Here is a 26,477-nt window from a genome sequence, read left to right on the forward strand (position 1 = left end):
GCTCGGCCTGAGATGCTAGCCGCGTCGTAGTGCCTGCTCCAGCGTCGCCAGCCGTCCCGGTGCCAAGGCATCCTCCACGGCGGTGATGCGCAGCACATGGCCCAGGGCGGGATCGGCGGGGCGGGCGATCAGCTTGCCCTCGTCGAGCAGCGTCTTGTGCACCTCGGCGGCCAGCTCGGCAGTTGGCAGGCGCACCCCGACGAAGTTGGTGGCGCTGGGCAGCACATCGGCGCCCAGTTCGCGCAGGTGAGTGGCCAGCCGCTCACGGCGCTTCCTTACTGCGGCCACGTGGGCAGCAACCTCGCCGGGGGCGTCCAGCACCGTCTCGGCGGCGGCCTGACTGAGTGTCGACACCGCATAGTGGATGCGTACCTTCATCATCACCGCCAGGGTCTCCGGCTCCGCGATGGCGTAGCCGACGCGCAGCCCGGCGAGGCCATGGGCCTTGGAGAGGGTGCGCAGGCGCACCACCCCGGGTAGCACCCGACGGCCGAACTCGCCGTCGGCGTCGTCACGAAAATCATGGTAGGCCTCGTCGAGCAGCAGCCAGCAGTCGTCCGGCAGGCGCTCGCGCAGGGCCAGCACGTCCTCGTCGCGGTGGAGATGGCCGCCGGGGTTGTCGGGGTTGGCCAGATAGACCAGCCGTGCGCGCTCCTCGTGGGCGGCTCCGGCCAGGGCCTCGAGGTCTGGCGCCAGGCGACCCGGCCCCTCGTTGTAGGGCACCTCCACCAGGCGAGCCCCCTCGCCCCGGGCGAAATAGGCGAAGGTAGGGTAAGTGCCCCGGGTGGCGACGACTGTCTCGCCGGGTGAGGTAACGGCGCGCAGCGTCAGGGCGATCAAGCTGTCGGCCCCGGCGTCCACCAGCATCGCTTCCAGCGGGATACCCTTCTGCTCTGCCAGGCGTTGACGGATGCCCAGCGCCTCGGCATCGCCGTAGCTGTAGACGTGTTCGGCCAGGGCGTCGCCGAAGCGTTCGCGCAGGGCGCGGTGGGGCATGTCGAGCCCCTCGTTGGAGCCCAGCTGATGGGGGATCTCGCGGCCCAGGCGGCGTTCCAGCACGCGCACGCCGGGGAAGGGGTTGTGGGGACCGTCGCCGGTCAGGTGGTCGGGGAAGCGGGGCATGTCGGCCTCCAGTCGTTGATGCCAGCTATTGTCCACCCTATCAGGGTTTGGCGATAAGGTGGCCCGCCGGTGGCCTACTCCTCGGGCATGTGGCGGGTGCGTGCCACGCCCCGGAGGCGCCGGCGCAGGGCGGCCTTGCCCATCATATGGGCGCTGACCGGGGCGGTGGCGAACAGGAAGATGGTCACCAGGGCCTCCTGAACCGAGACGCCATCCTGCTGGTGGCTGAAGAAGAGCAGCGAGCCGATCAGCGTACAGCCCACGCCCAGGGTGCTGGCCTTGGTGGGGCCGTGCAGGCGGGTGTAGAAGTCGGGCAGCTTGGCCAGTCCCCAGGAACCGATCAGCGCCACCACCGCGCCGCCCAGCAGGAAGAAGGCGATGACCAGCTGCATGAGCCAGGGCATATCGAGGCTGTTCATTCGATGACGTCCCCCCGTAGCAGGTACTTGCTCATGGCCACGGTGCCGACGAAGCCCATCAGTGCGATCAGCAGGGCCAGTTCGAACAGCACGTCGAGCCCCGTGCGGATGTCGGCCAGCACGATCAGGGCGATGCTGTTGATCATCAGGGTGTCCAGCGCCAGGATGCGGTCGACGATATCTGGGCCCGCGGCCAGGCGGTAGAGATTGAGCAGCGCGGCGATGGCGAACAGCGTCATCGCGATGGGAATTACCAGGGCAATCATTGGAAGATCTCCTGCAGCGGGCGCTCGTAGCGGCGGTGTATCTCGTCGATGGTCTCGGCCTCGTTTTCCAGGTGCAGGGCGTGCACCAGCAGGGTGTTGGCCTCGGCGTCATGGTGGATCGAGACGGTGCCGGGGGTCAGCGAGATGGTGCTGGCCAGGATGGTGATGGCGAAGTCGTCATCCAGGGCCAGCGGATAGGTGAAGAAGCCGGGTTCGAGCTGCCGGGCGGGGCGCAGGATGCGCAGCGCCACCACCAGGTTGGAACGCAGGATATCCAGCAGCAGCACCAGCACATAGCGCAGCAGCGGTAATGGCCGCCGGATCCTGGCCTGTTCGGCCCAGAAACCGTGGGTCACCAGCGGGATGGTTACGCCCAGGGTCAGTCCCAGCAGGGCGTGGGCCATACTGAAGTCGTTTACCATCAGCAGCCAGAGCAGTGCCAGGAACAGCGAAAACAGCGGGTGGGGCAGCCAGAACTGCCGGGAGCGCCACGATGGTGTCATGGAATGACCTCCTGGCCGGACGCCAGTGCCTCGGGCAGCACAGCGGCAATATAGCCGTGCGGCGCGAGCAGTTGTTCGGCGGTGAGCGCAAGGTAGTCCATCACCGGGTCGCCGAGCATGGCCAGCAAGGCGTTCAGGCCGACCATGCTGCAGACCAGTGTCAGCAGGCCGCGGCTGAGGGGGTAGGGGGTGGTGGCCGCGCCCGGTCGCCAGAACCAGCTACTGCCGGTGCGGCTGATGGCGATGATCACCAGCAGGGTCGACGCCAGCAGGATTCCCCATAGCCACAGCCCGCCTGGCTCGGTGGCGCTGGCCTGGAGGATCCATACCTTGCTGACGAAGCCGCTGAACGGCGGTAGCCCCGCCATGGCGATCCCGGCGATAAAGAACAGGCTGCCGAGCACCCCGCGGTGGCCGATGGGGCCCACCGCGGAGAAGCGGTCATAGCCTTCCTCGCGTTGGCGGCCCAGCAGGTCGGCGAGCAGGAAGAAGATGGCGGCCATCAGGGTACTGTGGATCAGGTAGAAGAGGGCGGCACCCAGGGCGGCGGGAGTGATCAGGCTGATGGTCGCGAGCAGCGTGCCCACTGAGAGGATCACCAGGTAGGCGGTGAGGGTGCGCAGGCTGTCGGAGCCCAGCACCCCGATGCCGCCCAGCGCCAGGGTCAGCAGGGCCAGTGGCCATAGCCAGTTCCAGGCGACCGCGTTGACCGGCGTCTCGCCCAGCGCGAAGACCAGCAGGAAGACTCGCAGGATGGCGTAGATCCCGACCTTGGTCATGATGGCGAAGAGCGCGGCCACCGGCGCGCTGGCCGCCGAGTAGGCTCGTGGCAGCCAGAACAGCAGCGGCAGGATCGCGGCCTTGATGCCGAACACCACCAGCAGGATCAGGCTGGCGGCGGCCAGCAGCGGTGCGTCTTCGGCCGGCGCCGCGGCGATACGCAGCGCCAGGTCGGCCATGTTGAGGGTGCCGGCGAGGCCGTAGAGGGTGCCCAGGGCGATGAGAAACAGCGCCGAGCCCGCGAGATTGATGATCACATAGTGCAGGCCCGCGCGGCTGCGGGCGCGGCCGCCGCCGTGCAACAGCAGGGCGTAGGAGGCGATCAGCAGGATCTCGAAGAACACGAAGAGATTGAACAGGTCGCCGGTGAGGAAGGCGCCGTTGAGGCCCGCCAGCTGGAACTGGAAGAGGGCGTGGAAGTGGGCGCCGCGCCGGTCGGTGCCGCCGCTGGCGTAGAGCAGGCAGCAGAGCCCCAGCACCGCGGTGAGGCTCAGCATGATGGCGGCGAGGCGGTCGAGGACCAGCACGATGCCGAACGGTGCCGGCCAGTCACCGGCCTGATAGATCAGATAGTCGCCGGCGCCGGCCGCCGTGACGGCCCAGATTCCCAGCAGCACCAGCCAGGCGGTGCTGGCAAATCCCAGCAGCCGCTGCAGGGCGAAGGGCGCCCGGTAGAACAGCAGCTGGCCCGCGCCGGTGAGCAGCGGCAGCAAGATGGGGAGGATCAGAACGTGGTTCATGTGCGGTCCTCGTCGGGGTTCTCGCCGTCGACGTGGTCGTTACGCAGTTCCACGGCGGCCTTGAGGGCCAACACGACCACGAAGGCGGTCATGGCGAAGCCGATGACGATGGCGGTAAGCACCAGGGCCTGGGGCAGCGGGTCGGCGGAGTGCTCGGCGAGGCCGACGATGGCCGGTGCGCCTGTCACCAGGCGTCCCGAGGCGAACAGGTAGAGATTGACGGCATGGGAGAACAGCGTCAGCCCCAGGATGACCGTGAACGTGCGGGCGCGCAGCAGCAGGTAGACCCCGCAGGTGGTGAGTATGCCCAGGGTGATGGCGTAGAGGAGTTCCATCAGCCGATCTCCTTGCCGGGGCCGGTCACCGTCATCAGCTTGCCGAGGTTGGCCAGTATCAGCAGCGTGGCGCCGACCACGTTGGCGTAGACGCCCAGGTCGAAGAGCATGGCGGTGGCCAACGCGATGTCGCCGATCAGCGGCAGATGCAGGTGGCCATGGGCCGAGGTGAGGAAGGGAAAGCCGAACAGCCAGCTGCCCAGGCCGGTGACGGCGGCGATCAGTATTCCGGCACCGATCAGCGGCCGGAAGGCGGTCCGCATGCGGGCCTGGGCCCAGACCAGCCCGCCGGCCATGTACTGCAGGGTCAGCGCCACCGCGGTGATCAGCCCGGCGATAAAGCCGCCGCCGGGCTGGTTGTGGCCACGCAGGAAGATATAGGCCGAGACCAGCAGGGCGATGGGCAGCACCAGTCGGGCCACGCTGCCGAGCATGATCGGATGCGGTTCGGCCACCCAGTGGGCGGGGTTGGTTTCGACCACCCGCTCCTTGAGGTGCAGGTCACGGGTAAAGGCGAATACCGCCACGGCGGCGATGCCCAGCACGGTGATCTCGCCCAGGGTATCGAAGCCGCGGAAGTCCACCAGGATGACATTGACCACGTTGCTGCCGCCGCCGCCCGGCATGCTATTGGCCATGAAGAAGTCGGAGATCGTCTGTTGGGGGCGGGTGAGGATGGCGAAGCTGAAGGCGGCGACGCCGAGGCCCACCAGGCCGGCGATGGTCAGATCGCGGCCCATGCGCAGTCGGGTCGAGCCGCGCGGTGAGGTCTGGGGGAGAAAGGAGAGGGCCAGCATCATGATCACCACCGCCATGACCTCCACCATCAGTTGGGTGAGGGCCAGGTCCGGTGCCGAGAAGCGGGCGAAGGTCACGGTGACGACCAGGCCGGTGACGCCGAGCAGCAGCAGCGCCGGAAGGCGATGATGGTGATAGACCACCACGCCGATCGCCGCCAGGCAAAGCAGGATGGCGGCCAGCAGGGTCAGCGGGTCGAGCGGGGTGAGCGCCACGCCGCCGTCCCAGCGGGGCACATCGTGCAGCTGCAGGCCGACCAGCACCACCAGGGTGGCCATGATGAAGGCCAGGTAGCGTTGGAGTGAACCATTCTCCAGCTGGAAGACCCGCTGTTGAGCCAGAGTCGTCGCGCGGCGCATGAGCCAGTCGAATATCTCCTTGGCATCCACCGCCGGCAGGCGGGCATGCAGACGAAACAGCGGGGTTCGCAGGTGATAGAAGAGTGCGCCCCCGGCCAGGGCGAACAGGCTCATCAGCAGGGTGACGCCGGTGCCCAGCGCGGCGAAGTCGTAGGGGGCGACGGCCGCCTGACGGGCGGCGGCGAAGGCGGGCTGGACCAGCGCCGTATAGGCCCGCTCGGGGGCGAGCCCCAGCAGCAGCGTGGCCAGCGACAGCAGCGCGATGGGGGCCAGGGCCAGCCGGCGCGGGGCGCGGGGCGGCCAGACAGGCAGGTCGATGGGTCGGCCATTGAAGAAGACGTTATGGAAGATCCGGATCGAGTAGGCCACCGAGAAGAGCGCGGCCAGGGCCACCCAGGCGGGAATGATCACCGCCGCCCAGTCCGGCGTTGCGAGCAGCAGGCTTTCATTGAACAGCATCTTCTTGCTGATGTAGCCACTCATGAGCGGCAGGCCCGCCATGGCGGCGGCCGAGATGCTCGACAGCACCATCAGCGCCGGCATGAAGCGCCACATGCCGTTGATGTTGCGCATGTCGCGGGTGCCGGTGGCGTGCTCCACGTAGCCCGCCATCATGAACAGCGGCGCCTTGAAAAGCGCATGACACACCAGGTGGAAGAGGGCCGCGGCCAGCGCCATGGGGGTGCCCAGCCCCAGCAGCAGCATGATCAACCCCAGGTGAGAGACCGTGGAATAGGCCAGAAGCCCCTTCATGTCGTGCATGAACATGGCCACGAAGGCGCCCACCATCAGCGTCAGCATGCCGGTCAGGGTGACCAGGTGGAACCAGAGCGCGGTGTCGGCCAGTGCCGGGTGCAGCCGGGCGAGGAGGAAGAGCCCCGCCTTGACCATGGTGGCGCTGTGCAGATAGGCGGATACCGGGGTCGGAGCGGTCATGGCATGGGGCAGCCAGAGGTGGAAGGGGAACTGGGCCGACTTGGTGAAGGCGCCGAGCAGAATCAGGTTGAGCATCAGGCCGTAGCGTTCATTGCCGCGAATGCGCTCGCCGGCCTCGAGCACCACGGAAAGCTCATAGCCGCCGGCGGCCTGCCCCAGCATCACGATGCCCGCGAGCAGTGCCAGGCCGCCGCCACCGGTAATCACCAGGGACATGCGGGCGCCGAGCCGGGCCGCGTGGTCGTGGGTGTGGTAGCCGATCAGCAGGAAGGAGACGAGGCTGGTCAGCTCCCAGAACACCAGCATGAACAACAGGTTCTCGCTAAGCACGATGCCCAGCATGGCCGCCATGAACAGCTGGATCAGGGTGAAGAAGCGTGCCGAGGTGGTGCTGCCGGCGAAGTAGTAGCGCGCGTAGAGCAGGATCAAGCCGCCGATGCCGGTGATCAGCAGGGCGAACAGCAGCCCCAGGCCGTCGAGGCGAAAGCCCACGGCCAGACCCAGGGACGGCAGCCAGGCGAGCGTCTGGACCACGGCGTCACCGCCCCGCATCACATGGGGGAGCCAGCTAAGCAGCAGCAACAGGCAGAAGAGGGTGGGCAGGGCGGAGACCGAGGCCAGCAGGCGTGAGGATCGCCCCTGCAGCAGGGCGGGCAGGCAGGCGCCCGTGAGCGGCAGCAGGATGATCAGCACAAGCGGCATAGGCGACGCCTCCCTGTCCGACGATGGACCTTAGTCACACTATAGAGGGCGCCGAGCAGTGGGCAGGCGGCGACTTCAACGCTGTCGCGGCGGCGGGGTCGGTATCACGCCCCGGGGCGTTGAAAGGTGAAGTCTCCCCGGGCGAGCAGTATCGAGATGGGCGTTCTAGGATAGTGAGCAGGCAAGCGTCTCAGGCGCTGCCGTTGCCCCATCCGATAATGACAAGACCGAGAGGCAAGCCCATGCACAACAAGATGCTCCCCCTCGTGACTGCCCTGGCGGCGCTTCCGCTGGCCATGGCAGCCACCCATGCCCAGGCCGAGGAGATGGCCATCGCCACCATCCTCCCCGAGAACATGAGCAACAACTCGATCTATCCGGCGCTGGTGCGCTTCAAGGACCTCGTCGAGACGCGCACCGATGGCGAGGTGACGGTCTCGATCTTCGGCAACAGCCAGCTGGGCTCCGAGGTGGAGACCGCCCAGGAGGTGCAGGACGGGCTGACGCTGCAGTCGACCATCATCACCACCGGCGCCATGTCGTCCTTCTATGACGATTATCAGCTGATGACCGCGCCCTTCGTGTTCAACGACTGGCGCCAGGCCTGGGCCTTCCTCGACGGCGACTGGTTCGCCGAGATGATGTCCGGCACCGTCGAAGAGACCGGCATGCGCTACCTGGGCACCTTCGACGACGGCGGCGGCTTCGTGGCCTTCACCAACAACGAGCGGCCGATCAAGACCGTCGAGGACCTCGAGGGGCTCAATATCCGCACCGAGGAGAACCCCGGCCACGTGGCCATCATGAAGGCGCTGGGTGCCTCGGCCACGCCGCTGCCCTGGGGCGAGGTGATCACGGCGCTGGAGACCGGTCTGGCCGATGGCCAGTTCAACGCCCCGGTGCTCAACACCACCTTCAACTTCCACGAGGTCACCGATTACACCACCCTGACCGGCCACGTCTACAACAGCGCCGCCTGGCTGATCAGCGAGGACTGGTACCAGGCCCTGACCGAGCAGCAGCAGGAGGCCATCGTGACCTCGGCACGCGAGGCGATCGAGATCGGTCACGGCATGTCCGGGGCACTGGCCACGGCGAGCTGGCAGGAATCCTGCGAGACGTTCAAGGAGTGCTACATCATGCCCGCCGAGGAGCGTGCGCGCATGGCCGACATCGCGCGCCCGGCATGGAAGGAGTGGATCGTCAACGACTTCGGCATCGACGCCGAGAAGGTCGATGCCTTCCTCGCGGAAGTCGAGCGCGTCGGGAAGGAGGTCAAGGAGTCGGATATGGCCCACTACGGCGAATAACGCTCTCCCTACCTGGTCCGGCCGGGCGCTCCGGCCGGCCCGAGATACCTGTGAGGTTCGCCGATGCGTTTTCTTCAGCCTCTGCGCCGCCTGAGCGACTGGGTCAACCAGGCGTCGATCGTGACCTGCGTGGCCTGTGTGCTGGTGATGCTCGGCATTTCCTTCACGGCCTTCATCTACAAGCTGGTCACCGGCAGCAGCCTGAGCTGGACCTACTCCCTGGCGCGGCTGTTTCTGCCCTGGATCGGTTTTCTCTCCATGACCATCTCGCTGCGCTACGGCGAGCATGTGGCCATGACGCTGCTGGTGCGCAGCCTGCCGCGGTGGCTGCTGACGCTGGCGGCCGCCCTCAGCCTGACGGTGGTGGGTGTCTTCGGGGCGCTGCTGCTGTGGTACGGCTGGGACTATTTCCTGGGCGCCAACCAGGTCTACATGGTGTCCGACCAGCTCCAGGTGCACGCCAAGTTTACCGCCATCGTCGTGCCGGTGAGCGGGGCCATCATCCTGCTGCACCTGGTCCAGGGATTCGACCTGCTGGAACACTTCATCGATGACGACAGCACCATCAACGAGCTGATCGAGGCCGACACCCATCATGCGGAGGAGCGCCCATGACGCCTGCCATTCTGGTTTTCCTCGTCCTGCTGCTGCTGGGTACGCCCGTGGCGGTGGTCATGGCCCTCTCGGGGCTCGCGGGGGGCTTCGCCATGGGCGGCGAGCGCATGCTCGGCATCATCGCCAATCGCATGTTTTCCGGGGTATCGGGGTTTCTGTTGATCGCGGTGCCGTACTTTATCTTCACCGCCGAGCTCATGAACCAGGGCGGCTTGACCCAGAAGCTGATCAGCTTCAACAACGCGCTCTTCGGTCGGGTGCGGGGGGCGCTCTCCCACGTCAATATCTCGGTGTCGGTGTTCTTCGCGGGCCTGACCGGGGCGGCGATCACCGATACCGTGGCCATCGGCAAGATCATGATCCCGGAGATGAAGAAGCAGGGCTATGACGCCGAGTATGCGGCGGCCATCACGGCCTGCTCGTCGATCATCGGGCCGATCATTCCACCCAGCGTGGTGATGGTGGTTTATGCGACGCTGCTGCGCGATATCTCGGTGATCGATCTGTTCGCCGGCGGCATCGTCCCCGGGCTGCTGATGGCCCTGGCGCTGCTTGCCGTCAGTTTCTTCCTGGCCTGGAAGCGCGGCTACCCCAAGCAGGCCCCGACGCCTTTCAAGGTGGCGATCATGGCGTTCTTCCTGGCGCTGCCGGCGATGATCGTGCCGCTGATCATCCTGGGGGGCATCCTCTCGGGGCTGACCACCATCACCGAGGCCTCGGGCTTCGCCGCCATCTATGCCCTGATCATCGGCGTGGTGTTCTATCGCAATCTCAACTGGAAGAAGGTGTGGCACGCATTGGTGGTGACGGTGCGCTTCTCGGGGGTGGTGTTCTTCCTGCTGGCGACCTCGGCGGTGCTCGGCTGGTTCGTTACCCGCTCGGGTATCGCCCGGGATGCGGCGGGCCTGATCACCAGCTTCAGCGATTCGACCTTCCTGCAACTGCTGCTGGTGTGTGCCTTGCTGATCCTGATCGGCACCGTCATGGATGTGCTGCCGGCGCTGGTGGTGGTGGCGCCGGTGCTGGTGCCGGCGATGGTCCAGCTCGGCGTGGACCCGCTGCATTTTGCCATCCTGATGATCGTGGTGCTCAATATCTCCAACGTCACCCCGCCGGTGGGGATGACGCTGATGACGGCGGCACGCATCGCCGATGTGCCCTTCGAGCGGGCCATCATCGCCTCGCTGCCGTTTTATGTGGCCTTTATCGCGGTGATCCTGCTGTTGGTCATCTTTCCTTCCCTGTCCACCTGGATACCGTCGCTGCTGGGGTAGGCCGCGAGCATCGTGATGCGTTGAAACACAAGGAGGAGATAACCCGATGGAGACGCAGGATAGCGCACCGACTACCGGCTTCTTCTGGCATGAGCGCTGCTTCTGGCACGACCCGGGCGCCATCGGTGTCTTCTCGGGCCATGATGAATACCTGCAGCCGCAGCCGGCCTCGGAAAGCCCGGAGAGCAAGCGACGCCTGAAGAACCTGCTCGAGGTCTCGGGGCTGATCGATGAACTGGCGGTGCGCAAGCCCAGCCCGGCCAGGCGCGAGGACCTGGAGCGTTTCCATACGCGGCGCTATCTCGAAGCGCTGGAGGACGGCGATGCCGGTCGTGGCGGCGACGCCGGCGACTGTGCCCCCTATACGCCGGGTAGCCTGGCCGCCGCGCGTCAGTCGGCGGGGCTCGCCGTGGCGGCGGTCGAAGCGGTGGCCACCGGCGAGCTCGAACAGGTCTATGCGCTGTGTCGGCCTCCCGGGCACCATGCCGAGGCCGATCGCGGCCGGGGCTTCTGCCTGCTGGGCAATATCCCGGTGGCGGTGACGCGTGCGCGTGCCCTGGGCCAGGTCGGGCGGGTGGCGATTCTCGACTGGGACGTGCATCACGGCAACGGTCAGCAGGCGGCGTTCTATGACGACCCCGACGTCTTCACGATCTCGATTCATCAGGCGGGCAACTACCCGCTGGATACCGGCACCTTCGAGGAGCAGGGCGAGGGCGCCGGGCGGGGCGCCTGTCTCAATCTGCCGCTGCCGCCAGGCTGCGGCCTCGGGGCCTACGCCCATGCCATGAGCGAGCTGGTGTTGCCGGCGATCGAGGCCTTCGCGCCCGAGATGATCGTGGTGGCCTGTGGCTATGATGCCGGCGCCAAGGACCCGCTCGGCAAGATGTTGCTCAACAGCACGGCCTTCGCCAGCATGACCCGCCGGCTTCGCGAGCTGGCCGGGCGCTGCTGCCATGGGCGGCTGGTGATGATCCACGAGGGCGGCTATTCCGAGGGGTATGTGCCGTTCTGCGGCCATGCGGTCATCCAGGCACTGACCGATAGCAATATCAGCGTGCACGACCCCCAGGCCGAGGAGATCGCCGCCTGGGCCTATCAGGCGTTGCAACCTCATCAGCGCGAGCTGATCGACGGCTGGCGCGCCGCCTGGTCGACACACGCCCGCCCTTGAACGCGACTGCTAAGGAGTGGAAGCCATGACGCCTCTCTACCAACGCGATGGCTGGCTATGGCATGACGGCGAATGGCTGGCCTGGCGCGATGCCCGCACCCATCTGCTGACCCATAGCCTGCACTATGGCATGGGCTGCTTCGAGGGCGTGCGTGCCTATGCGGGACCCAGGGGAACCCAGCTGTTTCGGGTGGCCGAGCATACGCGACGGCTGCTGGATAGCGCCCATATCCTGGATATACCGTTATCTTACAGTGACGACACCCTGATCCAGGCCCAGCGTCAGTGCCTGGTGCGCAACGACCTGGCCAATGCCTACCTCAAGCCGACGGTCTATCTCGGCGCCGAGGGCCTGGGGTTGCGGGCCAGGGGGCTCACCACCCATATCATGATTCCCGCCTGGGACCTGGGGGATTATATCTCCCCCGAGGCGGCCTCGGTCGGGCTGCGTGCGCTGACCTCCTCGTGGGCGCGCCATCATGTGAATATCAGCATGTGTCGAGCCAAGACCAATGGCCATTACGTGAACTCAATGTTGGCGCTCAACGCCGCCGTGAAGGCGGGCTTCGACGAGACCATCATGCTGGATCCCGAGGGCCATGTTGCCGAGGCGTCGGCCGCCAACGTCTTCCTGTTGCGCGACGGCGTCCTGCATACCCCGGAGGTGACCTCCTGCCTCCAGGGCATCACCCGCGATAGCGTGATCCGCCTGACCCGGGAGGTGCTGGGCATCGAGGTGCAGGAGCGCCGCATTACCCGGGACGAGCTGTATATCGCCGACGAGGCCTTCGTGACCGGCACCGCGGCCGAGATCCTGCCGTTGCGCGAACTGGATGGTCGCCATATCGGCGCCCGGGCCGGGGCACCGGCCGTGGACAGGCCGATCGCCCAGGACTCGCTGACCGCACGTCTCCAGCGTCTCTACCATGATGTGACCCGTGGCCAGCCGGGGCCCGCCACGGAGGCCTTCGGCGAGTGGCTGACGCCTGTATGAAGCGGTCAGCCGGAAAGGGCAGGGCGTGGTAGCCTGGCGACACGTCGAAGGGAGCTCGCATGTCGCTGTTGATCGATATCACCCTGGGCCTGGTGCTGGTGGCCTGTTCGCTATGGGGCGCCCTGGCGTTGCTGTATCGCTTTCCGGCGGGCCTCACCCGGCGGCGCCTCGCCGCGCTAGGATGGTTGCTGCTCGGTGGGCTGTGGCTGGGATGGCAATGGCAGCAGGGAGCGCGCCTGGGCCCGCTGCTGGGGATGGCGGCAAGCCAGCTGCCGCTGCTGTGCTGGTGGCGGCGGCTGGCGCCGGCAAGCGACGGCGACTGGGCGGACGACGTACGCTTCCTGGCCACGGGTAGCCTGCATGGCCAACGGCTAACGCTCGATCATGTGCGCGGCTTCGACTGGCGCAACCGAGACGAAGCGTCGGTGGCCTGGGGGCGGCGTGAATATGACCTCCAGCGACTGGCGTCCCTCGATCTGTTCGTGTCGACCTGGGGGCGGCCGGGCATCGCCCATGTGCTGCTGTCTTTCGGCTTCGAGGATGGTCAGGGCGGCGTCGGTGACTTCGTGGCCTTCTCGGTGGAGGTGCGTCGCAGGCATCATGAGCCCTTCTCGGAGATCGGTGGCTTCTTCAAGCAGTATGAACTGGCAATCGTCGCCGCCGATGAGCGTGATGCGGTTCTCCTGCGCAGCAATGTGCGACGGGAGTCGGTCACCCTGTACCGGGTGCTGCTCGGCGAGCGCGAGCGTCGCGAGCTGTTGCTGGCCCTGGTGGAACAGGCCAACGAACTGGAGCGCACCCCGCGCTTCTACCACACCATCACCGCCAACTGCACGACCCTGGTGTATGCCCTGATGCGCCGGATCGTGGAGGGGTTGCCGCTGGACCATCGACTGCTGCTGACCGGGTTTCTGCCCGGTTATGTCCATGACCGCGGGGGGCTGGTACCCGGCGTCTCGCTGAGCGAATTGAGGCGCCGCGGTGATATCACCGGGCGTGCCCTGGCGGCCCATGACGATCCCGACTTCTCGCGACGGATCCGCGTTGGCGTGCCGGGGTGGACCGGGAACTGAAGAGGCGATAGCCCCGATCGAGGGTGTTTCACAGGGGCAGCCCTGGTCGTCTTCTGGTAGAATTCTGCGCCGTTTCGTCTCAATTCAACTCCTTCTTCGGGAAAATCAGCCATGAACGCGGTAATCATTGCGGTGCTGGTGATGGTCGGACTGTCGCTGGCACGCGTCTCGGTCGTCTTCGCGCTGGTGGTCGGGGCACTGGTGGGCGGCCTGGTCGGCGGGCTCTCCGTCGAGCAGACCCTCGGCGCCTTCAACGACGGGGTCGGTGGCGGGGCCAAGGTGGCCCTGGCCTATGCCACCCTGGGCGCCTTTGCGGTCGCGATCTCTCGCTCGGGCCTGCCCGACCTGCTGGCCAGGCGGCTCATCTCACTGCTCGGTCAGGAGGCCACGGCCAACCAACAGGCGGTGGTCAAGTACCTGATGCTCGGGTCGGTCCTGCTGGTGGCCATCTCTTCGCAGAACCTGATTCCGGTACATATCGCCTTTATTCCGATCCTGATTCCGCCGCTGCTCAAGGTCATGAACCAGCTGCGCCTCGATCGTCGCGCGGTGGCCTGTACGCTGACCTTCGGCCTTACCGCCCCCTATATGCTGCTTCCGGTGGGGTTCGGGGCAATCTTCCTCAACGATATTCTGCTGGCCAATATCAACCAGGCCGGGGAGGCGCTGGGGCTGGAGGTCACTCGCGGCATGTTGCCCCTGGCCATGGGAGTGCCGGTGGGCGGCATGGCGCTGGGCCTGCTGGTCGCGGTGTTTATCAGCTATCGTCGCCCGCGGGACTATGACAATGCGGAAGTGGCGACGACCAATGTGCCGCACCATGAGCCCGAGACCCACGAGCCGCATACCCTGGGCCTGGCGATGTCGGTCCTGGCCATCATGGCCGCCCTGGGCATCCAGCTGTGGACCGGCTCCATGATCCTCGGCGGCCTGGTAGGCTTCGCGTTGCTGTCGGTGGGCGGGATCTTCAAGTGGCGCGAGGCCGATGACCTCTTCACCAGCGGCATGCGCATGATGGCGTTGATCGGTTTCATCATGATCTCGGCATCGGGGTTCGCCTCGGTCATGAATGCGACCGGGCACATCGAGACCCTGGTGCATTCCAGTGTCGAGGTGATCGGCGACAATCGCGGGCTGGCCGCGCTGCTGATGCTGCTGGTCGGGCTGTTCATTACCCTGGGGATCGGCTCGTCGTTCTCCACCATCCCGATCATCGCCGCCATCTTCGTGCCCCTGGCGGTGCAGTTTGGCTTCTCGCCCCTGGCCACGGTGGTGCTGGTCGGCACGGCGGCGGCGCTGGGCGATGCCGGTTCACCGGCCTCCGACTCCACCCTGGGGCCCACCTCCGGCCTCAACGTCGACCGTCAGCACGACCATATCTGGGACAGCGTGGTGCCGACCTTTCTCCACTACAATATCCCGCTGATCGGCTTTGGCTGGCTGGGGGCCATGGTCCTCTAGGCTATCGTTCCGATCATCAAGATATTCAGCGTCATGCAGCGGCGGCCCACGGGCCGCCGTTGTGCTTCATGGCGATTAGTCCTGGGATAGATGCGACTCGAACGAGGCCAGCAGGCCGCGGAGCAGCGAGAGTTCGCGCCGCGACGGCTGGGCCCGGGCGAACAGCGTATGCAGGTGCGCCTCGGTGCGAGCATGGGGCTGGGTGATAAAGCCGCTGCGCTGCATGACCTGGCTCAGGTGGTCGTGGAAATGCGCGAGCTGCTCGCGACTCGGCTGGCGCTCCTGGGCAGGGCGTGTCGGACAATAGCCGTTATCCGGCCGCCGGCGCCACGCCGAGAAGACCTCGTAGGCGAGTACCTGCACGGCCTGGGAGAGGTTGAGGATGCCGTAGTCGGGATTGGCGGGAATGCTGACCTGGTGGCTGCACAGGGCGATCTCGTCGTTGGTGAGCCCGAAGCGTTCGCGGCCGAATACCAGCGCCACCGGGTCATGGGCGGCATGCTCCACCAGCTCGCGGGCCATGGCATCGGGTTCATCGAAGTGGGGCAGTGGCAGGCTCCGGAGTCGTGCGCTGGCCCCCACCACCTGCACGCAGTCGCCGACGGCCGCCGCCAGCGAGTCGACGACGCGAGCGCCTTCCACCAGATCCTCGGCCCCGGCGGCCAGGCGCGTGGCCTCGGGATCCGGAAACTGGCGCGGATTGACCAGGACGAGATCGCTCAGGCCCATGGTCTTCATGGCCCGCACGGCGGCGCCGATATTGCCGGGGTGAAAGGTCTGGACGAGGACGATACGAATATTGGACAGCATAAATCGGCTCGATGCGAGAGGAGCGGGTAGTTTACGCATTGGACGGAAAGCTGTAAGCCCTGGCAGTCACCAGTCTTGGTAGACCACGGCCCGGGCGAATGACGCGAACCCGTGGGGGTCTTACAGCTTATAGCTTACGGCTTACAGCGAAAAAGACCCCGCCGGCTTTCACCGACGGGGTCTGTCTCAGGGCTTGCCCGGAAGGGCAGTGCCTGGAGCAGGGCGGGGCTGGCTTACATCATGCCGCCCATGCCGCCCATACCACCCATGCCGCCCATGTCCGGAGCAGCGTCCTGCTCGTCCGGATCGTCGGCGATCATGCACTCGGTGGTGATCATCAGGCCGGCCACGGAGCCCGCGGACTGCAGGGCAGAGCGGCTGACCTTGGCCGGGTCCAGCACGCCCATGTCGAACAGGTCGCCGAACTCGCCGGTCTGGGCGTTGTAGCCGAAGTTGCCTTCACCGTCCTTGACGCGGTTCAGGATGACGGAAGCCTCCTGACCGGCGTTGGTGACGATCTGGCGCAGCGGAGCCTCCATGGCGCGCACGGCGATGGCGATACCGTGGGTCTGGTCCTCGTTGTCGCCCTTGAGACCGGCGACCTTGGCCAGCACGCGCACCAGGGCGGTACCGCCCCCGGGTACCACGCCTTCCTCGACGGCGGCGCGAGTGGAGTGCAGGGCGTCCTCGACGCGAGCCTTCTTCTCCTTCATCTCCACTTCGGTGGCGGCACCGACGCGGATGACGGCGACACCGCCGGCCAGCTTGGCAACGCGCTCCTGGAGCTTCTCGCGATCGTAATCGGAGGAGGTATCCTCGATCTGGGTGCGGATCTGGTTGACGCGAGCCTCGATGTCACCATCCGAGCCTGCGCCATCGATGATGGTGGTGTTTTCCTTGGACATGGTCACGCGCTTGGCGGTGCCCAGGTGGTCCAGGGTAGCCTGCTCGAGGTCCAGACCCACTTCCTCGGAGATCACGGTGCCACCGGTGAGGATGGCGATGTCCTGCAGCATGGCCTTGCGACGATCACCGAAGCCCGGCGCCTTGGCGGCGGCGACCTTGACGATGCCGCGCATGGTGTTGACCACCAGGGTGGCCAGCGCCTCGCCTTCGATATCTTCGGCGATGATCACCAGCGGCTTGCCGGCCTTGGCCACGGCCTCGAGGGTCGGCAGCAGCTCGCGGATGTTGGAGATCTTCTTGTCCACCATCAGGATGAAGGGGTCTTCCAGCTCGACCGCCATGGTGTCCTGATTGGTAACGAAGTAGGGCGACAGGTAGCCGCGGTCGAACTGCATGCCTTCCACGACATCCAGCTCGTCCTCGAAGCCACGGCCTTCATCGACGGTGATGACGCCTTCCTTGCCGACCTTCTCCATGGCCTCGGCGATGATCTCACCGATGCGCTTGTCGCCGTTGGCGGAGATGGTGCCGACCTGGGCGATGGCGTTGGTATCGGTGCAGGGCACGGCCAGCTCGCCGATTTCCTTGACGGCGGCGGTGACGGCCTGGTCGATGCCGCGCTTGAGGTCCATCGGGTTCATGCCGGCGATAACGCCCTTCAGGCCTTCGGTCACGATGGACTGGGCCAGCACGGTGGCGGTGGTGGTGCCGTCACCGGCGACGTCGGAGGTCTTGGAAGCGACCTCCTTGACCATCTGGGCGCCCATGTTCTCGAACTTGTCCTTGAGCTCGATTTCCTTGGCGACGGAGACGCCGTCCTTGGTGACGGTCGGAGCGCCGAAGGACTTCTCGAGGACCACGTTGCGGCCCTTCGGGCCCAGCGTGGCCTTGACGGCGTTGGCCAGGGTATCGACACCCTTGGCCATGCGGGTGCGGGCATCGCTGGAGAACTTGACTTGTTTCGCTGCCATTTTCGTATGCTTCCTGTGAGTTCGTGAACGTCAGTCAGTATCGAGAGGTGTCGCGGTCGTGCCTTAGCCTTCGACCACGGCCAGGATGTCGGACTCGCTCATGATCAGGACTTCCTCGCCGTCGACTTTCTGCTTCTCGACGCCGAAGCCATCCTTGAAGATCACGGTGTCGCCAACCTTGACGTCGAGTGCGCGGACATCGCCGTTGTCGAGGATCCGGCCGTTACCGGCGGCGAGCACTTCGCCACGTGTCGGTTTTTCCTGGGCACTGCCCGGGAGCACGATGCCGCCGGCCGTTTTCTGCTCTTCTTCGACGCGACGAATGATGACGCGATCGTGCAAGGGACGGATGTTCATTGCTCACGTTCTCCTGATGGTTTGTATGCCGGTGATCCGGCGGTTTGCATCGTGACCTCGCCACCGAAGCAGCGAGGGGAGGCGTCAGGCGCCTTCCGTGTCAATGGCGCGATATCGCGCCGAAACCTGTTGCTGACCAGATAAGTGGGGCTCGCCAATGGCCTTTCAAGGGCCGCCGAGCATTTTTTTTGCCGACTCGGCCAAACTCAGCCGCGGCGATCGTCACGCGAGATGAAGTCGCCCTCGATGACGTTGTCGTCTGTATGTGGCGACGCCTTGTCGGCACCGCGACGCTGGCGGCCCTCATCGGCCTGGGACCAGTCATCCCGTGGCCCGCTGCCAGGGCGACCCGATGCCTGGCCGGTCGAGGCTCTGTGGCTCTCGCCATGCACGTTCTCGCCATGGACATGCACCCCTTGTACCCGCATGCCCAGCCGGGCGAGCAGCTTGCCCATCAGGCGGCGAGCATCGGGAATCAGGCACATGAAACCCAGGGCGTCGGAGACGAAGCCCGGTGCCATCAGCAGGGCGCCACCGAAGATCAGGGCGGCGCCGGTCAATAGTTCCCCGGAGGGCACCTCGCCGCGTCCCAGGCGCTCGCGGGCCCGGGCGAAGGTGGCGGAACCCTCGCGGCGTACCAGGTGCAGGCCAATGAAGCCGGTGGCCAGTACCAGCAGGACGGTAGTCAGCAGGCCGACCTCGCTGCCTACTGAAAACAGGACCACGAAGTCGAGCAGGGCGAAAAGCGTGAAGATCAGGAGAAAAGGCATGTGGCCTCCCGTGGTGACATTGTCGAGAAGATGGGGGCGAGAGCAGGAAAATCAAGCGTTGTCCGCGGGTGTCGGCCGGTTGGCCCCGGGCGGCGAACCTGATGCGCTGTAGCGGGTCTGATAGAGTGCTTTTGATCAACCACCCCGAGAGGAAACCGGATGCACCTGGAAAATTCCGTTATCGCCATTACCGGTGGCGCTCGCGGCCTCGGCCTCGCCATGGCATCGATGCTGGGCAGCCGCGGTGCACGCCTGGCACTGCTCGACACCGATGCCGCCAGCCTGGACGAAGCGGTCTCGGGGCTTCATCGAGCCGGCATCGAGGCGCGTGCCTTCGTGACCAATGTGGCCGACGAGGCCTCCGTCAAGCAGGCCTTTGCCGATATCGCGGCGTCCATGGGGCCGGTAAGCGGCCTGATCAACAATGCCGGCATCCTCAGGGACGCCCTGCTGGTCAAGGCCAGAGACGGCAGGGTCGAGAAGACCATGTCGCTGGAACAGTGGCAATCGGTCGTCGACGTCAATCTCACCGGGGTCTTCCTGTGCGGTCGCGAGGCGGCGACCCAGATGGTCGAGGCGGGCAATGGCGGGGTCATCGTCAATATCTCCAGTATCTCGCGGGCCGGCAACATGGGGCAGAGCAACTATGCGGCATGCAAGGCGGGCGTGGTGGCCTTGACCACCACCTGGGCCCAGGAACTGGCCCGTAATGGCATTCGCGTGGGGGCGGTGGCACCCGGCTTCATCGAGACCGAAATGACCGCCTCGATGCGTCAGGACATGCTCGACAAGCTGACCGCCGGAGTCCCGCTAAAGCGCCTGGGTGAGCCGGACAATATCGCCCGGAGCGCGTTGTTCATCTTCGAGAATGACTACTTTACCGGCCGCGTGATCGAATGTGACGGTGGCCTGCGCCTGTAAGGCGTACCGGCGGCCACGACGTCAGGAGGAGCGAGGGCGAGGAGCGAGGGCGAGGGCGAGGGCGAGGGCGAGGGCGAGGGCGAGGGCGAGGGATGAGGGCGAGAGTCGGTGAGAAGGGGCTAGATGGCGGCCGTCCGCTGGTCGCCCGGTGGTTGCCTGCTAGCCTGGACCAGAAGCTACCCTGGTATCAGAAGCTCACCTGGTCTTCCAGGTTGCTTACCGTGCCGTCACCGATGCCACTGACCCGGGTCAGGTCCTGGGCGCTCTCGTAAGGGCCATTGGCCTCACGGTCTTCGACGATGGCCGCCGCCTTGCTCGGCCCGATACCCGGTAGTTCGGTCAGCAGGTCGGCGCTGGCTGTATTGACGTTGATGGGCTCGACCTCCTGCGCCACGGCGCCGGGCGACATGACGCCCAACATCAGTGCGACGAGGCAGGCCCTGAACAGGGTGTTAAACCGGATCTTCATGGCATTTCCCCCTTGTTGGAGTCGCATCCTTCGCGGGTGCCTGTTTAAAGCTAGTCTCGATGGTAAGAGATTCCCTGGGGTCTTTTGCTCACTCGCGCGTAGGACAAGACGTTATTAAGCCTGACGTCGTGACCTCCAGGGCCGGGAGACGTCGTCGGAGTCGGCCCGGCCAACTCGCACGGTTCATGTTCGGTATGGCTGGTATACTCTGACGACGATGACCTCTTGCCAGGAGCCCGGTTCGTGTCTACCGATTCCCCACTGATTATTGCCCTCGATTATCCTTCCCTGGATGCGGCCCTATGCATGGCCGATAGCCTCGATCCGGCGCGCTGTCGCCTCAAGGTGGGCAAGGAACTGTTTACCCGCAGCGGTCCCGATGTGGTGGAAGCGCTGCATGGGCGCGGTTTCGAGGTGTTTCTCGACCTCAAGTTTCACGACATTCCCAACACCGTGGCCGGCGCCGTTGAAGCCGCGGCAGAGCAGGGTGTGTGGATGGTTAACGTGCATGCGGCCGGCGGGCGCCGCATGATGGAGACGGCCCGTGAACGCCTGGATCGTCAAGGCCTGTCCACTCGACTGATCGCGGTAACCGTGCTGACGAGCATGATGGCCGACGACCTGGCCGAAACCGGCGTGGCAGCGTCCCCCGCGTCTCAGGTCGAGCGCCTGGCGGTGCTGGCCCACGATAGTGGCATGCATGGCGTGGTCTGCTCGGCCCGGGAATCGGCACGCCTGCATGAGCTGTGCGGCGCCGATTTTCTCAAGGTGACGCCGGGAATTCGCCCCGCCTTCGCCCAGGCTGGAGACCAGCGGCGCGTAATGACGCCCGGGGACGCCATGGCCGCGGGCAGTACCCATCTGGTCGTGGGGCGCCCGATCACTCAGGCCGAGGAACCCATGGCGGCTCTTGCCGCCATCGAGGCTGAATTGACCTGACTCCCTGCGCTATTCGCCTTCGATGCCGGTGATCGGCCGGGTGCTGCCCCAGCTTCGGCAGCGGGGGCATTGCCAGTGCAGCCGATCACCGGTGAAGCCGCAGCGTCGACAGCGATGGCGGGGCAGTTTGCCCAGCAAGGTGGCGGTGTGCTGCTGGAGAAGGGAAAGCTGGTCCAGTGCGGTGCCGTGGCCGTGCTGGCGGTAGAGGCCGATGAGATAGTCGAGTGCGCCCAGGCTCGTTTCACGATTGAGCTGCTCGCTGACCAGGTCGATGGCGGCCTCGACCCCCTGTTGGTGCCGAATGGTGTCGGCCATCAGGATGATCACGCTGGTGTAGGGGGTTCGCTCGACCAGGCTGTGGAGGTGCTGGATCAGGCCGTCCGTATCGTCGAGCAATCGATAGGCGTTGGCCAGAGGCTCCAGCAGGATCGAGGTGTAGGTCGGATCCTGGTCGGGAATCCGCGACAGCAAGGCGATCTCCTGACGATAGTGCCCGGTATCGTGCTCCAGGGTGGCCAGCAGCAGGTTGGCCCTCACGCACCGGGGGTCGACGCCGAGGGCCTGCTTCAGGTGACGCCGCGCCAGGGCCGGGCTGGCATTGGCGTATTCCTCCTCGGCCAGCTGGCAGAGCCAGTGGGACGCGGCACGCTGAAGTTCTCGATTGTCACGGATCAGCTGGGGCGTGACCACGGCGAAGGCCTCGGACCATTCGCCTCCGCGCTCGAAGAGGTCGGCCAGCAGTCGACGGGTCGAACGCCGGCGCTCGGTATCCTGTGAGTCGCGCAGCAGCCCCTTGAGCAGGCGTTCGGCGCGATCCAGCACCCCCAGGGAAAGAAAGTCCCGCGCCAGCTCCAGCTGCACGCGCTCGCTCTGCTGGGGTGTGAGGCTGGGGCGGGCCAGAAGGTTCTGGTGGATCTTCATGGCCCGATCGGCTTCGCCTCGGCTGCGAAACAGGTTACCCAGGGTGATATGGGTATCGATGGTCTCGCTGTTGACCTCCAGGGCGTCCACGAAGGTCTCGATGGCGCGGTCCTGCTGATCATTGAGCAGATAGTTGAGGCCCACGAAATAATCCCGCGGCAGTCCCTGGGGAGGCGCGGGATCGTCTGGCTTGCCGCGTTCGCGTCGGCCCAGCAACCAGCCAATGGCGACGGCTGCCAACAGCGTGGTCAGCAGCAGGGCGTCGGGCATATCAGGCGATTTCCTTCAACTCCCGGGTGTCCTTCAGCTCCTGGACGCGTAGCTTGTCGAGTTCCTTGCGCTGCTGCTGATTATGGCGCTGGGCGCGTGTCAGCAGGGTGCGCAGGCGCAGGTAAACGCCACTCATCGCCAGCATGCCCAGCAGTACGCCAATCGCGAGGGATGCCAGCAGCCATACCGACAGCGAGGCGGAGGGCAGCTCGATCCAGATCAGGTCGAGCGGCAGGGCTTCACGGTTGTTGACCGCGAACAGGATGCCGACCAGTAGAACCGCCAGCAGGATGATGGCCAGGATCAGGCCTTTGAGCCAACGCATGCGTAGTGTCCCCTGTAGAAGTAAGAGTTGGGCCGGAAAGGTGGAGAGTCGAGTTCAGTAGCCCTGCACGCGGCTATCGTCTACCTGCTCGCGTAGTTCCTTGCCGGGCTTGAAGTGTGGCACGAACTTGCCGTCCAGCGCGACCGGTTCGCCGGTCTTGGGATTACGGCCGGTGCGGGGTTCGCGATAATGCAACGAGAAGCTGCCGAAGCCACGTATCTCGACACGGCCTCCGGCGGCCAGGGTCTCGGTGATGTCATCGAGAATCAGTCGAACCGCCGATTCCACTTCCTTGAGCGACAGCTCGGGCTGTCGCATGGCGATCTGGTCGATCAGCTCGGACTTGGTCATCTGGGGTCTCCATTGGCGGCAGTGCTGTTGTTTTCTTCCAAGCATACTCGGCAAAGCGAGACAAAACAACGCACTACGACCTCGGGAAGAAACCGCGATTCCTGATCGGTGTCGGCTGTGTCGATGTCCGGCCTCGGGTATACTGTCGCGACACCCCCAAGGCAAGTCGAGGTCGACCTTGAACGAATCATCAAGTCCGGAGGCGATACAGCGCAAGCGGCTCTACTGGCACTCACGCCGCGGCATGTGGGAGCTGGATTTACTGCTGGTGCCTTTCCTCGAACAGCGCTACGACACCCTGGAGGCCGCTGATCAGGCCGCCTTCCGCGACCTGATCGACGAGGAGGACCAGGACCTCTTCCTGTGGCTGATGCGTCGTGAGCTCCCCGAAGAGCCGGTGCGCCGGCGCATCGTCCAGCTGATTATCGATCATGCCGAGAGCGCCGGTAGCCTGTCGCATCGGCCGGTCTAGGCTGGCGTTTCTCGTCCATTTCCTGCCGATCGCCGCGGTGGCCGGCCTGCTGGGCAGGGTGTTGCCTTCCGGGTTGTGGTTGCCGGTCACGTTCTGCCTGATGCTTATGGCCGTCTGGTGTGCCCGTCGTCAGCCGGCGGGCGAGCTGAGTGCCGATCCCCTCCCCGACGGGACGCTACAGTGGCGATGGCGAAAAACACAGGAGCCGGCGCCGCGGCCGGTCTCTCTGCGCTGTGACTATCTGGGGCCCTGGCTGATCGGGCTGCGCCTGGATGGTCGCCGCCTGTGGCTATGGCCGGACAGCTGTTCGGCGTCCACTCATCGGGAATTGCGCCGCTATCTGATTCGCCATCAGGGCGAAGCCAGGGGTGGCCGCCAGGCCTGACGAGACAAGCCGGGGTCTGTCTGCTCGACAAGGCTCAGTCGAGTTCGCCCAGGTGAATCCTGGAGGGCTCGGGGTGGTGGTTCGCATGGTGTTGGCAGTCCGGGTTGTAGTGCAGGCCGCGGGATTCACGGCGCGCCCTGGCGCTGGCCACGGTGAGCCGGGCCAGGCGCAGCGCCTGCCAGAGGCTCGTCAGCCTGGTACCCGGCTGTCCATGCTCAACGGCCTCACGGACTTCCTGATACAGCTCGGCCAGCTCTTCGGCCGCCTTATTCAGCCCTTCGTCGGACCTGACAATGGCGACCCGGGCGCTCATCAGGGCGCGCATCCGTTCACGCCACCCTTCGAGGGCCGCCGGTGGCGCTTCGGCCACTGCCGGAACGGTGGAGCGAATGGCAAGTGGCGCATGGGTCGCATCGCGCAAGGCGGCGGCGCAGCTGCGCGCAAAGACGAGGCATTCCAGCAATGAGTTGCTGGCCATGCGGTTGGCGCCGTGCAGGCCGGTGCAGGCCACTTCCCCCACGGCATACAGATGATCGATGTCGGTGGCGCCGTGCCGGTCGGTGGCCACCCCGCCGCAGCTGTAGTGGGCCGCTGGCACGACCGGGATCGGCGTCCTGGCGATATCGATGCCGCGCGTGGCGCAGTGGCGGTGAATGGTGGGGAAGTGTTCCAGGATCGCGGCCTCGCCCAGGTGGCGCATATCGAGGAAGACGTGTTCGCTGACGGTACGCTGCATCTCGGCATCGATGGCTCGGGCCACCACGTCTCGCGGCGCCAGTTCGGCGCGGGTATCGATGGCCGGCATGAAGCGCTCCCCGTGGACATTGAGCAGCTGCCCCCCCTCGCCGCGTACCGCCTCGCTGATCAGGAAGGGGGCGCCTTCCGGATCATGCAGGCAGGTAGGGTGGAACTGCTGGAACTCCAGGTTCATCAGGGTGGCGCCGAGCTCGGCGGCCATCAGCATGCCCTCGCCGCTGGCCGGCTGGGGGCTGGTGGTGTGGCGATACAGGCCGCTGGCGCCGCCGGTGGCCAGTACGGTGTCATGGGCCGGCAGATCGGCTCGCGCGCCGGTACTTTCCAGGCAGCGCGCGCCGCGACAGCGGCCGTCGTCATCCTGGAGCAGGCCGATGGCGGTGAGGTCGTCGCGGACCCGTATCATGGGATGCGCCGCGACCCGGGCCTTGAGCGTGTCCATTACTGCGCGGCCGGTGGCGTCGTCGGCATGGATGATGCGGCGCGCGCCGTGTCCGCCTTCACGGGTCAGGTGATAGGGGTAGTCGGCCGTGGGGTTGGTATCTCGCGTGAAGGGGACGCCGAGGCCGAGCAGCCATTCGATGGCCGCCGGGCCCTGCTCCACGGTGAAGCGTACCGCGGCTTCGTCGCACAGGCCGTCGCCAGCCACCAGCGTGTCCTGGGTGTGGGCGTCGATATCGTCGCTGGGTGAGAGCACCGCGGCGATGCCGCCCTGGGCCCAGCGACTCGCGCCGAGGTCATCGCTGGCGGGGCGCAGCAGGGTGACCGGGCGTCGGTCGGCCACTTCCAGGGCAAGTACCAGGCCGGCAACGCCGCCGCCGATGATCAGCACGTCATGGTTACCGTGGGGCATCTTGCGTTTCTCCAGGGGGCGGGGTGGTGTGACGGCGAGCCCACTTGCGGCTCGATGCGCGGCGCAGGCGCCGGCTGGGCAGGCGAGTGAGATCGCCCAGCCGGGTGGCCAGGACCTCTGTCAGGCGCGCCAGCTCGCGATTGAGCCATAGGTAGCCGCTGGGGCTGAGCAGTGCGCGTCCCTCCGCGCTGGTCGCGGTGACAGCCAGCGGGGCGTGACGCTGGAGGTCGAAGGGGTTGATTTCAACCGTGATGGCCTGGCCGGTGCGTACCTGGTAGGCCAGGGTGCCGAGCTCTCGGGAGAGGCGATGTTGCTCATCGCGAAGTCCGTCCATCGCCTCGATGCGGTCGTGGCCGGCGCGGGTGTTCCAGTGGCTTTCGAGCAGCAGTTCGATGGTCGAGAGCATGCGCCGCTGCAGGGAAATGATGCCATCCTGCTCATCGCGACTGAGGCGGCGTTCGCGATGGATGGCGTCGACCAGGCCGCGCTGCTTGACCAGCGCCGAGCTGGTGGCCTTGAGCAGGGCGTGGGTGTCGATATCCAGGGCCGCCGTGGCGGTGGTGTGTGCATGAAACAGACGCGCCATGCGGTCGAGGTTTTCCGCCAGGATGAAGCGCAGCATATCCGTGGCCTTTTGGGGCAGGATCAGTACCGTAATGGTGATGCCGACCAGGGTGCCCAGCAGCACATTGAAGGCGCGCCATAGGCCGACATCCAGGGCGTGGCTGCCGTCACCGGCCACCAGCAAAAGGCTGATGGCGAACATCAATCTGCTATAACCGTAGCGACTGCCGAAGGTCAGCCAGGTGGCGAGGCCGATGGCGATCAGGCTACCGGCGGGAATAAGCAGTGGCTGCTCGAGGGGCGGCAGAATCAACAGGAGGCCGGAGCCGGCGCCGAGGACGGTGCCCAGCAGCCGTTGACGCCCCTTGTCGAGGACGCCCCCGATATGCGGCAGGTTGCCCATCACCATCACGGTGCTGACCAGCGCCCATCCCGAGTGAGGGAGTGCGAAAAAACGGGTGATGACAAAGGTGATCAGCAGTGCCAGCAGCACGCGCAGGACATGCAGTCGGCGACGATATCGATACGTGAAGAAGGGGTCGCGCAGGGTGGGCAGGTTCATCGAGCGATTGCCCCGCA

At 66.0% G+C, this 26,477-nt stretch carries 28 protein-coding genes; 11 read left to right on the top strand and 17 right to left on the bottom strand.

Features of this window, described 5'->3' with window-relative positions; genetic code table 11:
• Nucleotides 1-15: 15 nt before the first annotated feature.
• The 7 genes from Q358_RS0107100 to Q358_RS0107130 form a co-directional block, all read right to left on the bottom strand.
• Nucleotides 16-1,122: a pyridoxal phosphate-dependent aminotransferase gene (locus Q358_RS0107100; RefSeq protein ID WP_027961413.1), complete on the bottom strand. Its 1,107-nt coding sequence runs from the start codon at nt 1,120-1,122 to the stop codon at nt 16-18.
• A gap of 74 nt (nt 1,123-1,196) precedes the next feature.
• Nucleotides 1,197-1,541, bottom strand: coding sequence for a Na+/H+ antiporter subunit G (locus Q358_RS0107105; protein WP_245598289.1), 345 nt, complete (start codon nt 1,539-1,541; stop codon nt 1,197-1,199).
• Nucleotides 1,538-1,807: a K+/H+ antiporter subunit F gene (locus Q358_RS0107110; protein WP_027961415.1), complete on the bottom strand. Its 270-nt coding sequence runs from the start codon at nt 1,805-1,807 to the stop codon at nt 1,538-1,540. Before Q358_RS0107110 ends, Q358_RS0107105 begins: the two co-directional genes overlap by 4 nt.
• Nucleotides 1,804-2,310: a Na+/H+ antiporter subunit E gene (locus Q358_RS0107115; protein ID WP_027961416.1), complete on the bottom strand. Its 507-nt coding sequence runs from the start codon at nt 2,308-2,310 to the stop codon at nt 1,804-1,806. The genes Q358_RS0107110 and Q358_RS0107115 overlap by 4 nt, the downstream gene beginning before the upstream one ends.
• Nucleotides 2,307-3,830 (bottom strand): monovalent cation/H+ antiporter subunit D, encoded by a 1,524-nt coding sequence (locus tag Q358_RS0107120; RefSeq protein ID WP_027961417.1) that lies wholly within the window; start codon nt 3,828-3,830, stop codon nt 2,307-2,309. The genes Q358_RS0107115 and Q358_RS0107120 overlap by 4 nt, the downstream gene beginning before the upstream one ends.
• The gene (locus tag Q358_RS0107125) at nt 3,827-4,165 is read right to left on the bottom strand and encodes a Na+/H+ antiporter subunit C (protein ID WP_027961418.1); all 339 of its coding nucleotides are present in this window, start codon (nt 4,163-4,165) and stop codon (nt 3,827-3,829) included. Before Q358_RS0107125 ends, Q358_RS0107120 begins: the two co-directional genes overlap by 4 nt.
• Complete coding sequence (locus tag Q358_RS0107130; protein ID WP_027961419.1) at nt 4,165-6,960, bottom strand: monovalent cation/H+ antiporter subunit A; 2,796 nt, start codon at nt 6,958-6,960, stop codon at nt 4,165-4,167. The genes Q358_RS0107125 and Q358_RS0107130 overlap by 1 nt, the downstream gene beginning before the upstream one ends.
• A 242-nt stretch (nt 6,961-7,202) precedes the next feature.
• Between Q358_RS0107130 and dctP the strand changes: the two genes are divergently transcribed.
• The 7 genes from dctP (at nt 7,203) to Q358_RS0107165 (ending at nt 14,861) form a co-directional block, all read left to right on the top strand.
• Nucleotides 7,203-8,270 carry a TRAP transporter substrate-binding protein DctP gene (gene dctP / locus Q358_RS0107135; protein WP_027961420.1) on the top strand — a complete coding sequence of 356 codons (1,068 nt, stop codon included), beginning with the start codon at nt 7,203-7,205 and terminating at the stop codon, nt 8,268-8,270.
• A 63-nt stretch (nt 8,271-8,333) separates the two neighbouring features.
• Nucleotides 8,334-8,885 carry a TRAP transporter small permease gene (locus Q358_RS0107140; protein WP_027961421.1) on the top strand — a complete coding sequence of 184 codons (552 nt, stop codon included), beginning with the start codon at nt 8,334-8,336 and terminating at the stop codon, nt 8,883-8,885.
• Nucleotides 8,882-10,159, top strand: a complete 1,278-nt coding sequence (locus tag Q358_RS0107145; protein ID WP_027961422.1) for a TRAP transporter large permease — start codon at nt 8,882-8,884, stop codon at nt 10,157-10,159. Before Q358_RS0107140 ends, Q358_RS0107145 begins: the two co-directional genes overlap by 4 nt.
• Before the next feature lie 46 nt (nt 10,160-10,205).
• Nucleotides 10,206-11,333, top strand: a complete 1,128-nt coding sequence (locus Q358_RS0107150) for a class II histone deacetylase (RefSeq protein WP_027961423.1) — start codon at nt 10,206-10,208, stop codon at nt 11,331-11,333.
• Between the two features lie 25 nt (nt 11,334-11,358).
• The gene (locus tag Q358_RS0107155; RefSeq protein ID WP_027961424.1) at nt 11,359-12,327 is read left to right on the top strand and encodes a branched-chain amino acid transaminase; all 969 of its coding nucleotides are present in this window, start codon (nt 11,359-11,361) and stop codon (nt 12,325-12,327) included.
• A gap of 59 nt (nt 12,328-12,386) precedes the next feature.
• A complete protein-coding gene (locus Q358_RS0107160; protein ID WP_027961425.1) occupies nt 12,387-13,400 on the top strand; it encodes an Lnb N-terminal periplasmic domain-containing protein in 1,014 nt (337 codons plus the stop codon).
• Nucleotides 13,401-13,511: 111 nt separating this feature from the next.
• The gene (locus Q358_RS0107165; RefSeq protein ID WP_027961426.1) at nt 13,512-14,861 is read left to right on the top strand and encodes a Na+/H+ antiporter family protein; all 1,350 of its coding nucleotides are present in this window, start codon (nt 13,512-13,514) and stop codon (nt 14,859-14,861) included.
• Nucleotides 14,862-14,936: 75 nt separating this feature from the next.
• Here the strand turns inward: Q358_RS0107165 and Q358_RS0107170 are convergent, their stop codons facing one another.
• The 4 genes from Q358_RS0107170 to Q358_RS0107185 all read right to left on the bottom strand — a co-directional run bounded on the left by Q358_RS0107170 (nt 14,937) and on the right by Q358_RS0107185 (nt 18,675).
• Entirely contained in the window at nt 14,937-15,671 is a 735-nt protein-coding gene (locus tag Q358_RS0107170) for an RNA methyltransferase (protein ID WP_027961427.1), read from the bottom strand.
• 233 nt (nt 15,672-15,904) lie between these two features.
• The gene (gene groL, locus Q358_RS0107175) at nt 15,905-17,548 is read right to left on the bottom strand and encodes a chaperonin GroEL (RefSeq protein ID WP_027961428.1); all 1,644 of its coding nucleotides are present in this window, start codon (nt 17,546-17,548) and stop codon (nt 15,905-15,907) included.
• A 63-nt stretch (nt 17,549-17,611) separates the two neighbouring features.
• Nucleotides 17,612-17,905, bottom strand: coding sequence for a co-chaperone GroES (locus Q358_RS0107180; RefSeq protein ID WP_027961429.1), 294 nt, complete (start codon nt 17,903-17,905; stop codon nt 17,612-17,614).
• 206 nt (nt 17,906-18,111) lie between these two features.
• Nucleotides 18,112-18,675: an FxsA family protein gene (locus Q358_RS0107185; RefSeq protein ID WP_027961430.1), complete on the bottom strand. Its 564-nt coding sequence runs from the start codon at nt 18,673-18,675 to the stop codon at nt 18,112-18,114.
• A 159-nt stretch (nt 18,676-18,834) separates the two neighbouring features.
• Between Q358_RS0107185 and Q358_RS0107190 the strand changes: the two genes are divergently transcribed.
• Nucleotides 18,835-19,596, top strand: coding sequence for an SDR family oxidoreductase (locus Q358_RS0107190; RefSeq protein WP_027961431.1), 762 nt, complete (start codon nt 18,835-18,837; stop codon nt 19,594-19,596).
• A 187-nt stretch (nt 19,597-19,783) separates the two neighbouring features.
• Here Q358_RS0107190 and Q358_RS0107195 read toward each other — a convergent pair whose 3' ends face one another.
• Nucleotides 19,784-20,065 carry a ComEA family DNA-binding protein gene (locus Q358_RS0107195; RefSeq protein WP_027961432.1) on the bottom strand — a complete coding sequence of 94 codons (282 nt, stop codon included), beginning with the start codon at nt 20,063-20,065 and terminating at the stop codon, nt 19,784-19,786.
• A gap of 243 nt (nt 20,066-20,308) precedes the next feature.
• Here Q358_RS0107195 and pyrF point away from each other — a divergent pair, with 243 nt between their 5' ends.
• Complete coding sequence (gene pyrF / locus Q358_RS0107200; protein WP_027961433.1) at nt 20,309-21,004, top strand: orotidine-5'-phosphate decarboxylase; 696 nt, start codon at nt 20,309-20,311, stop codon at nt 21,002-21,004.
• A 9-nt stretch (nt 21,005-21,013) separates the two neighbouring features.
• Here pyrF and lapB read toward each other — a convergent pair whose 3' ends face one another.
• From lapB to Q358_RS0107215, 3 genes are read right to left on the bottom strand one after another with little or no spacing between them, the layout of a single operon-like run.
• Nucleotides 21,014-22,195 carry a lipopolysaccharide assembly protein LapB gene (gene lapB / locus Q358_RS0107205; protein WP_027961434.1) on the bottom strand — a complete coding sequence of 394 codons (1,182 nt, stop codon included), beginning with the start codon at nt 22,193-22,195 and terminating at the stop codon, nt 21,014-21,016.
• A gap of 1 nt (nt 22,196) precedes the next feature.
• On the bottom strand, nt 22,197-22,520 hold the full coding sequence (locus tag Q358_RS0107210) for a LapA family protein (RefSeq protein WP_027961435.1): 324 nt from the start codon (nt 22,518-22,520) through the stop codon (nt 22,197-22,199).
• 54 nt (nt 22,521-22,574) lie between these two features.
• The gene (locus tag Q358_RS0107215) at nt 22,575-22,871 is read right to left on the bottom strand and encodes an integration host factor subunit beta (protein WP_027961436.1); all 297 of its coding nucleotides are present in this window, start codon (nt 22,869-22,871) and stop codon (nt 22,575-22,577) included.
• 178 nt (nt 22,872-23,049) lie between these two features.
• Between Q358_RS0107215 and Q358_RS0107220 the strand changes: the two genes are divergently transcribed.
• Nucleotides 23,050-23,343 (top strand): FAD assembly factor SdhE, encoded by a 294-nt coding sequence (locus Q358_RS0107220; protein WP_027961437.1) that lies wholly within the window; start codon nt 23,050-23,052, stop codon nt 23,341-23,343.
• Entirely contained in the window at nt 23,303-23,728 is a 426-nt protein-coding gene (locus tag Q358_RS16790) for a protein YgfX (protein ID WP_156940869.1), read from the top strand. Before Q358_RS0107220 ends, Q358_RS16790 begins: the two co-directional genes overlap by 41 nt.
• 34 nt (nt 23,729-23,762) lie before the next feature.
• Here Q358_RS16790 and nadB read toward each other — a convergent pair whose 3' ends face one another.
• Both nadB and Q358_RS0107235 read right to left on the bottom strand, forming a co-directional pair.
• Nucleotides 23,763-25,334, bottom strand: a complete 1,572-nt coding sequence (gene nadB, locus Q358_RS0107230; protein WP_043487837.1) for an L-aspartate oxidase — start codon at nt 25,332-25,334, stop codon at nt 23,763-23,765.
• Nucleotides 25,321-26,460 (bottom strand): FUSC family protein, encoded by a 1,140-nt coding sequence (locus tag Q358_RS0107235; RefSeq protein ID WP_027961439.1) that lies wholly within the window; start codon nt 26,458-26,460, stop codon nt 25,321-25,323. Before Q358_RS0107235 ends, nadB begins: the two co-directional genes overlap by 14 nt.
• Between the last annotated feature and the right edge of the window lie 17 nt (nt 26,461-26,477).

This window comes from Halomonas halodenitrificans DSM 735, assembly GCF_000620045.1.
Classification (GTDB): Bacteria; Pseudomonadota; Gammaproteobacteria; order Pseudomonadales; family Halomonadaceae; genus Halomonas; species Halomonas halodenitrificans.

Bases quoted from the DNA above. Each gene is read 5' to 3' on its own strand.
- groL (WP_027961428.1), bottom strand. From the start codon at position 17,548: ATGGCAGCGAAACAAGTCAAGTTCTCCAGCGATGCCCGCACCCGCATG.
- Q358_RS0107170 (WP_027961427.1), bottom strand. From the start codon at position 15,671: ATGCTGTCCAATATTCGTATCGTCCTCGTCCAGACCTTTCACCCCGGC.
- Q358_RS0107120 (WP_027961417.1), bottom strand. From the start codon at position 3,830: ATGAACCACGTTCTGATCCTCCCCATCTTGCTGCCGCTGCTCACCGGC.
- Q358_RS0107235 (WP_027961439.1), bottom strand. From the start codon at position 26,460: ATGAACCTGCCCACCCTGCGCGACCCCTTCTTCACGTATCGATATCGT.
- Q358_RS0107195 (WP_027961432.1), bottom strand. From the start codon at position 20,065: ATGAAGATCCGGTTTAACACCCTGTTCAGGGCCTGCCTCGTCGCACTG.
- Q358_RS0107190 (WP_027961431.1), top strand. From the start codon at position 18,835: ATGCACCTGGAAAATTCCGTTATCGCCATTACCGGTGGCGCTCGCGGC.
- Q358_RS0107125 (WP_027961418.1), bottom strand. From the start codon at position 4,165: ATGGAACTCCTCTACGCCATCACCCTGGGCATACTCACCACCTGCGGG.
- Q358_RS0107100 (WP_027961413.1), bottom strand. From the start codon at position 1,122: ATGCCCCGCTTCCCCGACCACCTGACCGGCGACGGTCCCCACAACCCC.
- Q358_RS0107110 (WP_027961415.1), bottom strand. From the start codon at position 1,807: ATGATTGCCCTGGTAATTCCCATCGCGATGACGCTGTTCGCCATCGCC.
- lapB (WP_027961434.1), bottom strand. From the start codon at position 22,195: ATGCCCGACGCCCTGCTGCTGACCACGCTGTTGGCAGCCGTCGCCATT.
- Q358_RS0107115 (WP_027961416.1), bottom strand. From the start codon at position 2,310: ATGACACCATCGTGGCGCTCCCGGCAGTTCTGGCTGCCCCACCCGCTG.
- Q358_RS0107140 (WP_027961421.1), top strand. From the start codon at position 8,334: ATGCGTTTTCTTCAGCCTCTGCGCCGCCTGAGCGACTGGGTCAACCAG.
- Q358_RS0107165 (WP_027961426.1), top strand. From the start codon at position 13,512: ATGAACGCGGTAATCATTGCGGTGCTGGTGATGGTCGGACTGTCGCTG.
- Q358_RS0107105 (WP_245598289.1), bottom strand. From the start codon at position 1,541: ATGAACAGCCTCGATATGCCCTGGCTCATGCAGCTGGTCATCGCCTTC.
- Q358_RS16790 (WP_156940869.1), top strand. From the start codon at position 23,303: ATGCCGAGAGCGCCGGTAGCCTGTCGCATCGGCCGGTCTAGGCTGGCG.
- Q358_RS0107155 (WP_027961424.1), top strand. From the start codon at position 11,359: ATGACGCCTCTCTACCAACGCGATGGCTGGCTATGGCATGACGGCGAA.
- dctP (WP_027961420.1), top strand. From the start codon at position 7,203: ATGCACAACAAGATGCTCCCCCTCGTGACTGCCCTGGCGGCGCTTCCG.
- Q358_RS0107210 (WP_027961435.1), bottom strand. From the start codon at position 22,520: ATGCGTTGGCTCAAAGGCCTGATCCTGGCCATCATCCTGCTGGCGGTT.
- Q358_RS0107145 (WP_027961422.1), top strand. From the start codon at position 8,882: ATGACGCCTGCCATTCTGGTTTTCCTCGTCCTGCTGCTGCTGGGTACG.
- Q358_RS0107215 (WP_027961436.1), bottom strand. From the start codon at position 22,871: ATGACCAAGTCCGAGCTGATCGACCAGATCGCCATGCGACAGCCCGAG.
- Q358_RS0107185 (WP_027961430.1), bottom strand. From the start codon at position 18,675: ATGCCTTTTCTCCTGATCTTCACGCTTTTCGCCCTGCTCGACTTCGTG.
- Q358_RS0107160 (WP_027961425.1), top strand. From the start codon at position 12,387: ATGTCGCTGTTGATCGATATCACCCTGGGCCTGGTGCTGGTGGCCTGT.
- nadB (WP_043487837.1), bottom strand. From the start codon at position 25,334: ATGCCCCACGGTAACCATGACGTGCTGATCATCGGCGGCGGCGTTGCC.
- Q358_RS0107150 (WP_027961423.1), top strand. From the start codon at position 10,206: ATGGAGACGCAGGATAGCGCACCGACTACCGGCTTCTTCTGGCATGAG.
- Q358_RS0107130 (WP_027961419.1), bottom strand. From the start codon at position 6,960: ATGCCGCTTGTGCTGATCATCCTGCTGCCGCTCACGGGCGCCTGCCTG.
- Q358_RS0107180 (WP_027961429.1), bottom strand. From the start codon at position 17,905: ATGAACATCCGTCCCTTGCACGATCGCGTCATCATTCGTCGCGTCGAA.